Below are 12,246 nucleotides of genomic sequence, written 5' to 3' on the forward strand. Positions count from 1 at the left end.
GACTCGGGGACGCCGGGAGCGGCGACGCCGCGCAGGTGCGCCACGACGCGCTGCGAGACGTCGTCGAGGTCGGTCGCGCGCTCGGCCATGTAGCCGCCCCTAGAAATCGGAGAACACACCACATGACAACGACGTCAGCGACGTCGACGCGCGGTGGAGCGCGCGTCCACGTCCAGCGCTTCGGCACCTTCCTCTCGGGAATGGTCATGCCGAACATCGCGGCCTTCATCGCCTGGGGCTTCATCACGGCCCTCTTCATCCAGACCGGATGGCTCCCCCTCCTCGGCATCGACGCCACCTGGGTCCAGCAGTTCGGCGGCTGGAGCACGGATCCCGACGTGGTCAACACCGGCCTCGTCGCCCCGATGATCACCTACCTCCTCCCGCTCCTCATCGCGAACACCGGCGGCCGCATGGTCTACGGCGCCCGCGGAGGCGTGGTCGGCACCATCGCGACCATGGGCGTCATCGTCGGCGCCGGCATCCCGATGTTCATCGGCGCCATGATCATGGGCCCGCTGTCGGCGTGGCTCATGAAGAAGGTCGACTCGATCTGGGACGGCAAGATCAAGCCCGGCTTCGAGATGCTGGTCAACAACTTCTCCGCCGGAATCCTCGGCCTCCTCCTCGCGCTCCTCGCCTTCGCGGGCGTCGCGCCGCTCGTGGTCGGCCTCTCGACCGCCCTCGGTGCGGGCGTGGAGTTCCTGGTCAACGCGGGCCTGCTCCCGCTGACCTCGCTCTTCATCGAGCCGGCGAAGATCCTCTTCCTGAACAACGCCATCAACCACGGCATCCTCACGCCGCTGGGCGTCCAGCAGGCGGAGGAGGCGGGCAAGTCCTACCTCTTCCTCCTCGAGGCCAACCCCGGCCCCGGCATGGGCGTGCTCCTGGCCTTCGCGTTCTTCGGCGTCGGCGCGGCCCGCGCCTCCGCTCCCGGTGCGGCGATCATCCACTTCATCGGCGGCATCCACGAGATCTACTTCCCGTACGTGCTGATGAAGCCGGCGCTGCTCGCGGCCGTCATCCTCGGCGGTGCGACCGGTGTCGCGACGAACGTCGCGTTCAACTCCGGCCTCCGCGCCCCCGCCTCGCCCGGCTCGATCATCGCGGTGCTCCTGCAGACCGCGAACGACAGCTTCCTCGGCGTCATCCTCTCGGTGATCCTCGCGACCGCCGTGTCGTTCCTGGTGGCCTCGGTCATCATCCGGTCCGGCCGCAAGCGCGACCTGGCCGCGGAGCAGGAGGGCGACGACAAGCTCGCCGCCGCCGTCGCCGCCAACGAGGCGAACAAGGGCAAGGAGAGCGCCGTCGGCTCGCTCATCAACGCCCGCGGCGCCAACGCTCCGCAGGACTCGGCCGGCGCCTCGACCACGGGGGCCACGGCCACCGCGACCCAGGTCCGGAACATCGTCTTCGCCTGCGACGCCGGCATGGGCTCGTCCGCGATGGGCGCCTCGGTGCTGCGGAACAAGATGAAGAAGGCGGGCTTCGAGGACGTCACGGTCACCAACAAGGCGATCGCCGCTCTCGAGGACGACGTGGACCTGGTCATCACCCAGGCCGAGCTCACGGAGCGCGCCCGCCAGCGCACCCCGGGCGCCATCCACGTCTCCGTGGACAACTTCATGAACAGCCCGAAGTACGACGAGGTCGTCTCGCTGGTCGCGGAGCAGCACGGCAAGTAGTACGCCAACCATTCGGAGGGAACCCGTAGGGTGCGACAGAGCGGACACGCTCCGCTCGCCCCTGCGGGTTCCCTCGCTGTCAGCACCTCCACGGAAGGACGCACCCCATGAGCGACGTGCTCACCATCGGACAGATCGACGCCTCCGGCACCGCCACCACGAAGGAGGCCGCCATCAAGGAGGCCGCCGACATGCTGGTCGGCGTCGGCGCGGTCACCCCCGCCTACTACGAGGCCATGCTCGCCCGCGAGGCGACCGTCTCGACCTACATGGGCAACCTGCTCGCCATCCCGCACGGCACCAACGACGCGAAGGACGAGATCCGCTCCTCCGCCCTCTCGTTCGTGCGCTATGCGCAGCCGATCGACTGGGACGGCAACGAGGTGCGCTTCGTCGTCGGCATCGCCGGCGTCGACAACGAGCACCTCGAGATCCTCTCCAAGATCGCGATCATCTTCTCGGAGGAGGACGAGGTGCAGAAGCTCCTCGACGCCCCGGACGCGCAGTCGCTCTACAGCCTGCTGGGCGAGGTCAACTCCTGATGCCCACCGCCGTCCACTTCGGCGCCGGCAACATCGGCCGCGGCTTCGTCGGCCTGATCCTGCACGGCGCCGGCTACGAGCTCGTCTTCGCCGACGTCAACTCCGAGCTGATCGGCCGCCTCGCCGCCGCCGACAGCTACGAGGTGCATGAGGTGGGGGAGGAGGCGGCCACGCACGTCGTCGACCGCTTCCGCGCGATCGACTCGGCCGCCGACGAGGAGGCGCTCGTCCGCGAGATCGCCGCCGCCGACATCGTCACCACGGCCGTCGGCCCGAACATCCTGCGCTTCGTCGCCCCCGTGATCGCGAAGGGCCTCGCCGCCCGCGACGAGTCGGCGCCGCGGCTGGCGGTCATGGCCTGCGAGAACGCGATCAACGCCACGCGCCTCCTGCAGACCGAGGTCGCCGCGAACCTCGGCGCGGACGAGTGGGAGCGCCTGCGCACCCGCGCCGTCTTCGCCGACACCGCGGTGGACCGCATCGTCCCGAACCAGGACCCGGGCCAGGGCCTGGACGTGACAGTGGAGAGCTTCTTCGAGTGGGTCGTCGACCGCACTCCGTTCGAGGGCACCGAGCCGGAGATCCCGGGCGCGACCTGGGTCGACGACCTCGAGCCCTTCATCGAGCGGAAGCTCTTCACGGTGAACACCGGCCACGCGACGGCCGCCTACACCGGCTTCGCGGCCGGAGCGCACAAGCTCTCCGACGCGCTGGCGATGCCCGAGGTGCACGACGCGGTCAAGGCCGCGCTCGAGGACACCAAGGCGCTCATCGTGGCCAAGCACGGCTTCAGCGACGAGGAGCAGCAGGCCTACCTCGAGAAGACGCTGAAGCGCTTCGCCAACCCGTACCTGACCGACACGGTCGACCGGGTGGGACGCCAGCCGCTGCGGAAGCTGTCGCGGCACGAGCGCTTCATCGGACCGGCGGCCGAGCTCGCCGAGCGCGGGCGCACGCCGGAGGGCCTGCTCGCCGCGATCGGCGCCGCGCTGCGCTTCGACGTGCCCGAGGACCCCCAGAGCGTGGAGCTCCACGAGAAGCTGACCGCGCTCAGCCCGGAGGAGTTCGTGGCGGAGGTCACCGGCCTCACGGCCGAGCATCCGCTCTTCGACCGGGTCGTGGCGGTCGTCCGCGGCTAGTCCCGTGGCCGCACGGCGGCGAACGACGACGAGGTCCCCTGCTTCCGGCGGGGGACCTCGTCGTCTGCGGCGGCTCGGGTGGAGCGCTAGAACAGCCGCCAGCGGGTGAGCGGCCAGGCTACGGCGAAGACGCGTCCGGTGACCCTGTCGATCGGCACGGTCTTCGCGCACGTGTCGATCGGCCCGCCGGCGCCGCGGCACTCGCCGAGCGAGTCGTTGGAGTTCGACCGGTGGTCGCCCAGGACGAAGAGGGATCCCTCGGGGACGGTGTACTCGTCGAAGCAGCGGAGGGACGCGGGGCTCGTCGTGCAGTCGAGGGTCCCGGGGGTGAAGGGGAAGTCCTCGAACACGTAGGACTCGTCCAGCGGCTTCCCGTCGACCAGCACGTGCCCGTCGGCATCGCAGCAGGAGACGGTGTGGCCCCCCTCGGCGATCAGCCTCTTGACGAGGAACTCCTCGTGGGAGGGGCCGATGCTGGTGACGTCGCCGAACGTCTTCACGATCTCGGAGAGGGGGCTGCCGGCCTCGTCGCTCGCGCCCCAGTCGGCGTCGCGCGAGAAGACGACGATCTGGCCCTCCTCCGGCCCGCCCTGAAGGGCGAGGGTGCGGTCGACCAGGATGCGGTCGCCGAAGAATCCGCCGCCCTGGAGGGTGTTCTCCATCGAGCCGGTCGGCACCGTGTACACCTTCACGAAGAAGGTCTGCACCAGGGCGATGACCGCGATCGCCGCCAGGATCGTCACCACCGGGTGCGAGTACCAGCTCCGCCTCGCGGTCGCAGACCTCGTCGTGCGCGCCATGTGCTCTCCCTCCGGCTCGACGGAGCCAGCCTAGGCGGCGGCGGACGCAGGGCCGGGCAGGGGGCGCGCGTCGGGCGCGGAGACGGAGGAGGGGGCGACACGCCCGAGGTGGCGGAGCGGCCGCGATTCGCGTAGTATCGACCCTTGGTGTTTTGCGCGTGCTCCGGCATGCCCGCGAACCCCGATCCGGGCTCTCGCCCGGTGGTGGCTCGTCGCGGAAACATTCGCACGACCAGTACACACACTACTTCCGAACGACAGTGAGGCTATGGCCAAAAAAGACGGTGTCATCGAAATCGAAGGTGCGGTTGTCGAGGCGCTCCCCAACGCGATGTTCCGCGTGGAGCTGACCAACGGACACAAAGTTCTCGCCCATATCTCGGGCAAGATGCGTCAGCACTACATCCGGATCCTCCCCGAGGACCGGGTGATCGTGGAGCTGAGCCCCTACGACCTGACCCGCGGCCGGATCGTCTACCGCTACAAGTAGACGTTCGCTCCGCTGACGTTCGCGACGTGCGTGTCCTGTAAGGAACGGCCCCGGCATCCGCCGGGAGCACGACGCCAGCGAAAACAAGGACAAGAACAATGAAGGTCAACCCCAGCGTCAAGCGCATCTGCGACCACTGCAAGATCATCCGCCGCCACGGCAACGTGATGGTCATCTGCAGCAGCAACCCCCGCCACAAGCAGCGCCAGGGCTAGTCCCGCTGCTTCCGCGAGGGAGCGCAGGGGCGGCGTGCCGCCCCCACTGCACAACTGAACACACCCGCAGCACCAGAAATCGCGCAGCACCCCGGCGACCCCGGGGTGGACGGCGAGGACACCTTCGGTCGGAGGCCGAGGCACCGGTGCTGCTTCACACCTCCACTCACTCACAGGAGAAGCCACAATGGCACGTCTGGCAGGAGTAGACATCCCGCGCGAGAAGCGCGTGGAGGTCGCACTGACCTACATCTACGGTGTCGGCCGCACTCGCGCGCTCAAGACCCTGAGCGACACCGGGATCGACGGCAACATCCGCGTCAAGGACCTCAGCGACGACCAGCTCGTCTCGCTCCGCGACTACATCGAGGGCAACTACAAGGTGGAGGGCGACCTCCGCCGCGAGGTCGCCGCCGACATCCGCCGCAAGGTCGAGATCGGCTCGTACGAGGGCCTCCGCCACCGTCGCGGCCTCCCGGTCCGTGGACAGCGCACCAAGACGAACGCGCGCACCCGCAAGGGACCCAAGCGCACCGTCGCCGGCAAGAAGAAGGCCGGCCGCAAGTAACGCGGGCGACACGGACCTAGAGGAGATACAGAATTGGCTACCCCCAAGTCGGCCGCGCGCAAGCCGCGCCGCAAGGAGAAGAAGAACATCGCTGTGGGCCAGGCCCACATCAAGTCGACGTTCAACAACACCATCGTCTCGATCACCGACCCCTCCGGGGCCGTCATCAGCTGGGCCTCGTCCGGTGGAGTCGGCTTCAAGGGCTCGCGCAAGTCGACGCCGTTCGCCGCCCAGCTCGCCGCCGAGTCGGCCGCGCGCCAGGCTCAGGAGCACGGCATGAAGAAGGTGGACGTCTTCGTGAAGGGCCCCGGCTCGGGTCGTGAGACCGCGATCCGCTCGCTCCAGGCCGCAGGCCTCGAGGTCGGCTCGATCAACGACGTCACCCCGCAGGCGCACAACGGCTGCCGCCCGCCCAAGCGTCGTCGCGTCTAAGCAGCACTCGCAGCCGTCGGCCGGCCGCACGAACCGCCTCCGGGCGGGGAGTGCGGCCGGCCGGCGGATCGCGCATTTCTTTCACAACTCCACACCTCGCAAACGCACGTGTCATATAGCGGACACGTGATCGAAAGGAATCATCAGTGCTTATCGCACAGCGTCCGACGCTCACCGAGGAGAACATCTCGGAGTTCCGTTCCCGCTTCGTCATCGAGCCCCTCGAGCCCGGCTTCGGCTACACGCTCGGCAACTCGCTGCGTCGCACCCTGCTGTCCTCCATCCCCGGCGCCGCTGTCACCAGCATCCGGATCGACGGAGTCCTGCACGAGTTCACGACCGTCCCGGGCGTCCGCGAGGACGTCACCGAGATCATCCTGAACATCAAGGGACTCGTCGTCTCCTCCGAGCACGACGAGCCGATCACCGCCTACCTGCGCAAGCAGGGAGCCGGCCAGGTCACCGCCGCGGACATCTCGGCTCCGGCCGGTGTCGAGATCCACAACCCGGAGCTCGTCATCGCCACGCTGAACGACAAGGCGAAGTTCGAGCTCGAGCTCACGATCGAGCGCGGCCGCGGCTACGTCTCGGCGACCCAGAACCGCAGCGAGTTCTCCGAGGCCGGCCAGATCCCGGTCGACTCGATCTACTCGCCCGTGCTGAAGGTCACCTACCGCGTCGAGGCCACCCGTGCCGGCGAGCGCACCGACTTCGACCGCCTGGTCGTGGACGTGGAGACGAAGGCCGCGATCTCGCCGCGCGACGCCATCGCCTCCGCCGGACGCACGCTGACCGAGCTGTTCGGTCTCGCCCGCGAGCTGAACAACGCGGCCGAGGGCATCGAGATCGGCCCCGCGCCGGTCGACGCGGTCCTCTCGACCGAGCTGTCCATGCCCATCGAGGACCTCGACCTCTCGGTGCGCAGCTACAACTGCCTCAAGCGCGAGGGCATCAACAACGTCAATGAGCTCGTCGCCCTCTCGGAGACGCAGCTCATGAACATCCGCAACTTCGGTCAGAAGTCGGTGGATGAGGTCAAGGAGAAGCTGACGGAGCTCGGCCTGTCGCTCAAGGACTCGGTCCCCGGGTTCGACGGCGCCCACTTCTACAGCTACGACGACGAGAGCATCTAGGTCCTCCGCTCCGGAGCCCCGGCTCCTCGCGTCCGACCTGCTGACACCCCTTTAGTACTGGAGTAAACCCATGCCCAAGCCCACCAAGGGCCCCCGCCTCGGAGGCGGACCCGCACACGAGCGCCTCCTTCTGGCGAACCTGGCCGCGGCCCTGTTCACGCACAAGAGCATCAAGACGACCGAGACCAAGGCCAAGCGCCTTCGTCCGCTCGCCGAGCGCCTGGTGACCTTCGCCAAGCGCGGCGACCTGCACGCCCGCCGTCGCGTCCTCGCGACGATCGGCGACAAGTCGGTCGTCCACGAGCTCTTCACCGAGATCGCTCCGCTCGTCGCCGAGCGCGAGGGCGGCTACACCCGCATCACCAAGATCGGCCCCCGCAAGGGAGACAACGCGCCCATGGCCGTGATCGAGCTCGTCCTCGAGCCCGTCACGCCCAAGGCGAAGAAGTCGCGCACCGCCACGGCGCCCGTGTCCGCTCCGGTGGACGAGGCCCCCGCCGAGGAGACCACTGCCGAGGAGACCCCCGTCGAGGAGGCGCCCGTGCAGGACGCTCCCGTCGAGGACGCCGCGCAGGACGCTCCTGTCGAGGAGACCGGCGCGACCAAGTAGTCACGCCCCCTCTGCCGAGAGCCCTCCGTCCCCTCCGGGGCGGGGGGCTCTCGTCGTTCCACGGGGCCGAGTGGCGCGAATCGTCGCTTACGATGGCACGGCTGCGCTCGTCGGGTGCGGCCGCGTCACGACCGGCGCTCCCGGGGTCCGCCCCGACGATCCTCGGAGGACTCCTGTGCGACTGCGCTCCTCGGCCGCTGCGGCGCTCCTCGCCCTGGCACTCGCGGCCGGAGTGAGCGGCTGCGCCTCCGGCGAGGTGATCGACGTGCCGGAGTCGGCGGGCCTCGCGAGCACGACCCCGGTGCCGTCGGCCGCACCGACCGTGTCCTCCGTGCCGTCGAGCGAGGGTGTGGACTGCGCGACCGCTCTCCCCGCCTCCCTCGTCGAGCAGGAGGCCGGCCTGACGGCGGGCACCGTGTCGATCACCGCCGCGGGAGACACGTGCTCCTACGCCGTCGACGGCGGCGACCCGGTCGTCGTGCTGACGCTGCACCGCGGGCCCCTCGTCGAGACCTTCACCGGTGCGGGCGAGGCGCTCGGCGCCGTGCCGGTCTCGCTGGGCACGGCCGCCTACTGGGTGCAGGGCATCGCCTCCGCCCCCTCCGAGCTGGCCGTGCTCGCAGGCGGCTGGGAGGCGCGGATCGTCTCCTCGGTCGGCGAGCAGTCGACGCTGGTCGGCTGGGCGGTCTCGGCCCTGGCGACCGTCGACGTCCCGCTCGCGGTCGCCTGAGCCGCGACCACGGCGCGCTCTAGACTCGTCTGATGCTCCACCGCGTCCGCCTCGACCTGGCCTACGACGGCTCGCACTTCTCCGGCTGGGCCAAGCAGCCCGGCCTCCGCACAGTGCAGGGGGTGCTCGAGGAGTCGCTCGCCCTGGTGCTGCGCTCCGAGCAGCACCCGACCGTGACGGTCGCCGGGCGCACCGACGTCGGCGTGCACGCCAGCGCCCAGGTCGCCCACGTCGACCTCACCCCCGAGCAGTGGGGCCGCATCAGCAGCGGCAGGCGCCGACCGGGGGAGGAGCCGTTCCCGCCCGCGTCGATCCTGGAGCGGCGGCTCCGCGGGATCCTCGGGCAGTACACCGACGTCTCGGTGCACCGGGTGACGGAGGCGCCGGAGGGGTTCGACGCGCGGTTCTCGGCGCGCTGGCGGCGGTACGAGTACCGGCTGGCCGACGCCTCCTCGATGCGCCACCCGCTCGACCGCACGTACACCACCTGGATCACCGACTCCCTCGACCTCGACGCGATGACGGCCGCGGCCCGCTCGCTCCTGGGCCTTCACGACTACGCGTCGTTCTGCCGTGCCCGCGCAGGGGCCACCACCATCCGGAGCCTGCTCGACTTCACCTGGGAGCGCGACGCCGACGGAGTCCTGCACGCCCACCTGCGCGCGGACGCCTTCTGCCACAGCATGGTGCGGGCCCTCGTGGGGGCGTGCGTGGCGGTCGGCGCCGGGAAGCTCGAGGCGGGGGCGGTCCCGCTGCTCCGGGACGCCGCCCGACGGACCAACGCGTTCGCGGTGATGCCGGCCCGCGGCCTCATCCTCCGCGAGGTCGACTACCCCGAGGACGACGCGCTCGCCGAGCGGGCCCTGCTCACCCGGGCGAAGCGCACCGTGCGGACCGAGGGGCCGGACCCAGAGGACTCGGAGTGAGGCGAGGGCGCGCGACCGCGCCCCGCGACCCGTGGCGGCCCGGGCCGCACCTCCCGCCGCCGGAGCCCCTGCCGCCACGATCCGTGCTTGGCCGCACGGGGGCTTTGCTGTAATGTCGACCCTTGGTGTTTTCGGCCGTGTGCCGAGCGCCCGAAGTTGAGCCCTCCACCGGATCGGTTCGGCCCCCTCGCGGGTCGAACGGCCACGGAGCGGGATCCACGAACACCTCACTCCGACCAGAAAGCAGCACTCACGTGACTCGCACTTTTTCTCCGAAGCCGGCTGACGTCCAGCACGACTGGATCGTCATCGACGCGTCCGACGTCGTGCTCGGCCGTCTCGCCACCCACGCCGCGGCGCTCCTGCGCGGCAAGCACAAGGCCACCTTCGCGCCGCACATGGACATGGGCGACTTCGTCATCATCGTCAACGCGGAGAAGGTCGCCCTCACCGGCCAGAAGCTCCTCCAGAAGAAGGCCTACCGCCACTCCGGCTACCCGGGCGGCCTCTCGGCCACCACGTACGCCGAGCTCCTCGAGAAGAACCCGGTCCGCGCCGTCGAGAAGGCCATCCGCGGCATGCTCCCCAAGAACTCCCTCGGCCGCGCCCAGCTGCGCAAGCTGAAGGTCTACACGGGATCCGAGCACCCCCACGCGGCCCAGCAGCCGCAGGCGTACGCCTTCACCCAGGTCGCCCAGTAGGCTCCGGCCCTCCCCGACACCCCAGACTTCGAAGACAAAGGATCACCTACACCGTGGCGAAGATCGCAGACCAGATCGACGTGGCTCCCGAGAGCTACTCCACCGAAAGCCCGGCCACCGAGGCGTCCACGACGCCCCGCGCCGTCCTCAACGTCTCCGGCGCAGCCGTGGGCCGACGCAAGCAGGCCATCGCCCGCGTGCGCCTCGTCCCCGGCAACGGCGGCATGACCGTCAACGCCCGCGAGTTCGCGGAGTACTTCCCCAACAAGCTGCACCAGCAGCTGATCACCGACCCCTTCAAGGTGCTCGACCTGATCGGCTCCTACGACGTGGTCGCCAAGATCACCGGCGGCGGCCCCTCCGGCCAGGCCGGCGCGCTGCGCCTCGCCATCGCCCGTGCGCTCAACGAGATCGACCGCGAGAACAACCGCGCGATCCTGAAGAAGGCGGGCTTCCTGACTCGCGACGCCCGCGTCATCGAGCGCAAGAAGGCCGGTCTCAAGAAGGCCCGCAAGGCGTCCCAGTTCTCGAAGCGCTAGTCGACGCGGCCTGACGGCCGCACGACCAGCAGCTCGAGAAGGGACTGCGCACCATGCCGCGCCTGTTCGGAACAGACGGCGTCCGTGGCCTCGCTAATCGCGAGGTCACGGCCGACCTGGCTCTCGGCCTCGCCCAGGCGGCCGCCCGTGTACTCGGAGCGGCCGCCCGGGCCGAGGGCCGTCGGCCCGTCGCCGTGCTCGCCCGCGACCCCCGCATCTCCGGTCAGTTCATCGGAGCCGCGGTCGCGGCGGGTCTCGCGAGCGCGGGAGTCGACGTGCTCGACGCCGGCGTCATCCCGACGCCCGCCACCGCCTATCTCATCGCCGACGAGAACGCCGACTTCGGCGTGATGATCTCGGCCTCGCACAACCCCGCAGCCGACAACGGCATCAAGTTCTTCGCCGCCGGCGGACGCAAACTCCCGGACGAGCTCGAGAACCGCATCGAAGCGGCCCTCGGAGTCCCCCCGCTCACGCCGACCGGAGCCGACGTCGGCCGCATCACCCGCTTCTCCGACGCGGAGGACCGCTACGTCCTCCACCTGCTCGGATCCCTCGAGGGCACCCGTCTCGACGGCCTGCACGTGGTCATCGACTGCGCGCACGGCGCCGCCGCCGGCATCTCGCCCCAAGTGTTCACCGACGCCGGAGCGACCGTCACCGTCATCGGCAACGACCCCGACGGCCTCAACATCAACGACGGAGTGGGCTCCACCCACCTCGACAACGTCGCCGACGCCGTCCGCGCGGCCGGCGCCGACATCGGCATCGCCCACGACGGCGACGCCGACCGCTGCCTCGCAGTGGACGCCGAGGGCCGCATCGTCGACGGCGACCAGATCATGGCGATCCTCGCGACAGCCATGGCCCGCCGCGGCGCCCTCCGCGACGACGTCCTCGTGGCCACCGTCATGAGCAACCTCGGCCTCAAGCTCGCCATGCGCGACGCCGGCATCCGCGTCATCGAGACCGCGGTCGGCGACCGCTACGTCCTCGAGGCGATGAACGACGGCGGCTACTCGCTCGGCGGGGAGCAGTCCGGCCACGTCATCATGAGCCGCTACGCCACCACCGGCGACGGCGTGCTCACCGGCCTCCAGCTCGCGGCCGAGATGGCCCGCACCGGACGCACGATCGCCGACCTGGCCGCCGTCATGTCCGTCTTCCCGCAGACCCTCCTCAACGTACGCGGCGTCGACCGCGAGGGCGTCCGCGACGACGAGGTCATCGCCTCCGCCGTCGCCGACGCCACCGCCGAGCTCGGCAGCGACGGCCGCGTGCTCCTGCGCCCCTCCGGCACGGAGCCGATGGTGCGCGTCATGGTTGAGGCGAAGACGCAGGAGACGGCCGACCGCCTCGCCGAATCGCTCGCCGCGGTCGTGCTCGAGCGGCTGCGTTCTTAAGGAGCCGCTCCCTGCGCGGCTCCTCGCGGTCGGCTTGGGGAGGTGGTCGCGATGGGTGGAGCGGGGTGCGTTCGCCGCGGGTGAATCGCTTGGCACGCGATTCCCACGACGGCTCGTGGGTTGGGCCGCTCCCTGCGCGGCTCCTCGCGGTCGGCTTGGGGAGGTGGTCGCGATGGGTGGAGCGGGGTGCGTTCGCCGCGCGGGAATCGCTGGGCACGCGGCGGTGTTCGTTGCGGGGCCGCTCCCTGCGCGGCCCCTCGCGGTCGGCTTCGCGAGGTGGTTGCGATGGCTGGAGCGGGGCGCGTTCGCCGCGGGTGAATCGCTTGGCACGCG

The 12,246-nt window shown here is 70.2% G+C and carries 15 protein-coding genes; 14 read left to right on the forward strand and 1 reads right to left on the reverse strand.

Annotated features, from left to right (window positions below):
* Positions 1-122 precede the first annotated feature (122 nt).
* The 3 genes from C5C82_RS00915 (at position 123) to C5C82_RS00925 (ending at position 3,366) form a co-directional block, all read left to right on the forward strand.
* On the forward strand, positions 123-1,685 hold the full coding sequence (locus tag C5C82_RS00915; protein ID WP_104296039.1) for a PTS mannitol transporter subunit IICB: 1,563 nt from the start codon (positions 123-125) through the stop codon (positions 1,683-1,685).
* Between the two features lie 107 nt (positions 1,686-1,792).
* Positions 1,793-2,227, forward strand: coding sequence for a PTS sugar transporter subunit IIA (locus C5C82_RS00920; RefSeq protein WP_104224996.1), 435 nt, complete (start codon positions 1,793-1,795; stop codon positions 2,225-2,227).
* On the forward strand, positions 2,227-3,366 hold the full coding sequence (locus C5C82_RS00925) for a mannitol-1-phosphate 5-dehydrogenase (protein WP_104251135.1): 1,140 nt from the start codon (positions 2,227-2,229) through the stop codon (positions 3,364-3,366). Before C5C82_RS00920 ends, C5C82_RS00925 begins: the two co-directional genes overlap by 1 nt.
* Positions 3,367-3,452: 86 nt before the next feature.
* Here the strand turns inward: C5C82_RS00925 and lepB are convergent, their stop codons facing one another.
* On the reverse strand, positions 3,453-4,166 hold the full coding sequence (gene lepB / locus C5C82_RS00930) for a signal peptidase I (RefSeq protein WP_104354481.1): 714 nt from the start codon (positions 4,164-4,166) through the stop codon (positions 3,453-3,455).
* A gap of 268 nt (positions 4,167-4,434) precedes the next feature.
* Here lepB and infA point away from each other — a divergent pair, with 268 nt between their 5' ends.
* The 11 genes from infA (at position 4,435) to glmM (ending at position 11,913) form a co-directional block, all read left to right on the forward strand.
* Entirely contained in the window at positions 4,435-4,656 is a 222-nt protein-coding gene (gene infA / locus C5C82_RS00935; protein WP_022883252.1) for a translation initiation factor IF-1, read from the forward strand.
* Between the two features lie 98 nt (positions 4,657-4,754).
* A complete protein-coding gene (gene rpmJ / locus C5C82_RS00940) occupies positions 4,755-4,871 on the forward strand; it encodes a 50S ribosomal protein L36 (protein WP_055787164.1) in 117 nt (38 codons plus the stop codon).
* A gap of 187 nt (positions 4,872-5,058) precedes the next feature.
* Positions 5,059-5,439 (forward strand): 30S ribosomal protein S13, encoded by a 381-nt coding sequence (rpsM, locus tag C5C82_RS00945; protein WP_068251511.1) that lies wholly within the window; start codon positions 5,059-5,061, stop codon positions 5,437-5,439.
* A 33-nt stretch (positions 5,440-5,472) separates the two neighbouring features.
* Positions 5,473-5,871 carry a 30S ribosomal protein S11 gene (gene rpsK / locus C5C82_RS00950; RefSeq protein WP_055787170.1) on the forward strand — a complete coding sequence of 133 codons (399 nt, stop codon included), beginning with the start codon at positions 5,473-5,475 and terminating at the stop codon, positions 5,869-5,871.
* Positions 5,872-6,017: 146 nt separating this feature from the next.
* The gene (locus tag C5C82_RS00955) at positions 6,018-7,004 is read left to right on the forward strand and encodes a DNA-directed RNA polymerase subunit alpha (RefSeq protein WP_104224999.1); all 987 of its coding nucleotides are present in this window, start codon (positions 6,018-6,020) and stop codon (positions 7,002-7,004) included.
* Positions 7,005-7,074: 70 nt separating this feature from the next.
* On the forward strand, positions 7,075-7,614 hold the full coding sequence (gene rplQ / locus C5C82_RS00960) for a 50S ribosomal protein L17 (protein WP_104225000.1): 540 nt from the start codon (positions 7,075-7,077) through the stop codon (positions 7,612-7,614).
* A gap of 175 nt (positions 7,615-7,789) precedes the next feature.
* A complete protein-coding gene (locus tag C5C82_RS00965; protein ID WP_104292483.1) occupies positions 7,790-8,344 on the forward strand; it encodes a hypothetical protein in 555 nt (184 codons plus the stop codon).
* Between the two features lie 32 nt (positions 8,345-8,376).
* Positions 8,377-9,270, forward strand: a complete 894-nt coding sequence (locus C5C82_RS00970) for a tRNA pseudouridine(38-40) synthase TruA (RefSeq protein WP_104238770.1) — start codon at positions 8,377-8,379, stop codon at positions 9,268-9,270.
* 254 nt (positions 9,271-9,524) lie between these two features.
* A complete protein-coding gene (gene rplM, locus C5C82_RS00975; RefSeq protein WP_104225003.1) occupies positions 9,525-9,971 on the forward strand; it encodes a 50S ribosomal protein L13 in 447 nt (148 codons plus the stop codon).
* A gap of 53 nt (positions 9,972-10,024) precedes the next feature.
* The gene (gene rpsI / locus C5C82_RS00980) at positions 10,025-10,510 is read left to right on the forward strand and encodes a 30S ribosomal protein S9 (RefSeq protein WP_104225004.1); all 486 of its coding nucleotides are present in this window, start codon (positions 10,025-10,027) and stop codon (positions 10,508-10,510) included.
* A 53-nt stretch (positions 10,511-10,563) separates the two neighbouring features.
* Positions 10,564-11,913, forward strand: coding sequence for a phosphoglucosamine mutase (glmM, locus tag C5C82_RS00985; RefSeq protein ID WP_104251130.1), 1,350 nt, complete (start codon positions 10,564-10,566; stop codon positions 11,911-11,913).
* Positions 11,914-12,246: the final 333 nt, after the last annotated feature.

It is taken from the genome of Rathayibacter sp. AY1D5 (assembly GCF_002932515.1).
In the GTDB taxonomy this organism is placed as follows: domain Bacteria; phylum Actinomycetota; class Actinomycetes; order Actinomycetales; family Microbacteriaceae; genus Rathayibacter.

Bases quoted from the DNA above. Each gene is read 5' to 3' on its own strand.
- C5C82_RS00915 (WP_104296039.1), top strand. From the start codon at position 123: ATGACAACGACGTCAGCGACGTCGACGCGCGGTGGAGCGCGCGTCCAC.
- C5C82_RS00920 (WP_104224996.1), top strand. From the start codon at position 1,793: ATGAGCGACGTGCTCACCATCGGACAGATCGACGCCTCCGGCACCGCC.
- C5C82_RS00925 (WP_104251135.1), top strand. From the start codon at position 2,227: ATGCCCACCGCCGTCCACTTCGGCGCCGGCAACATCGGCCGCGGCTTC.
- lepB (WP_104354481.1), bottom strand. From the start codon at position 4,166: ATGGCGCGCACGACGAGGTCTGCGACCGCGAGGCGGAGCTGGTACTCG.
- infA (WP_022883252.1), top strand. From the start codon at position 4,435: ATGGCCAAAAAAGACGGTGTCATCGAAATCGAAGGTGCGGTTGTCGAG.
- rpmJ (WP_055787164.1), top strand. From the start codon at position 4,755: ATGAAGGTCAACCCCAGCGTCAAGCGCATCTGCGACCACTGCAAGATC.
- rpsM (WP_068251511.1), top strand. From the start codon at position 5,059: ATGGCACGTCTGGCAGGAGTAGACATCCCGCGCGAGAAGCGCGTGGAG.
- rplQ (WP_104225000.1), top strand. From the start codon at position 7,075: ATGCCCAAGCCCACCAAGGGCCCCCGCCTCGGAGGCGGACCCGCACAC.
- C5C82_RS00970 (WP_104238770.1), top strand. From the start codon at position 8,377: ATGCTCCACCGCGTCCGCCTCGACCTGGCCTACGACGGCTCGCACTTC.
- glmM (WP_104251130.1), top strand. From the start codon at position 10,564: ATGCCGCGCCTGTTCGGAACAGACGGCGTCCGTGGCCTCGCTAATCGC.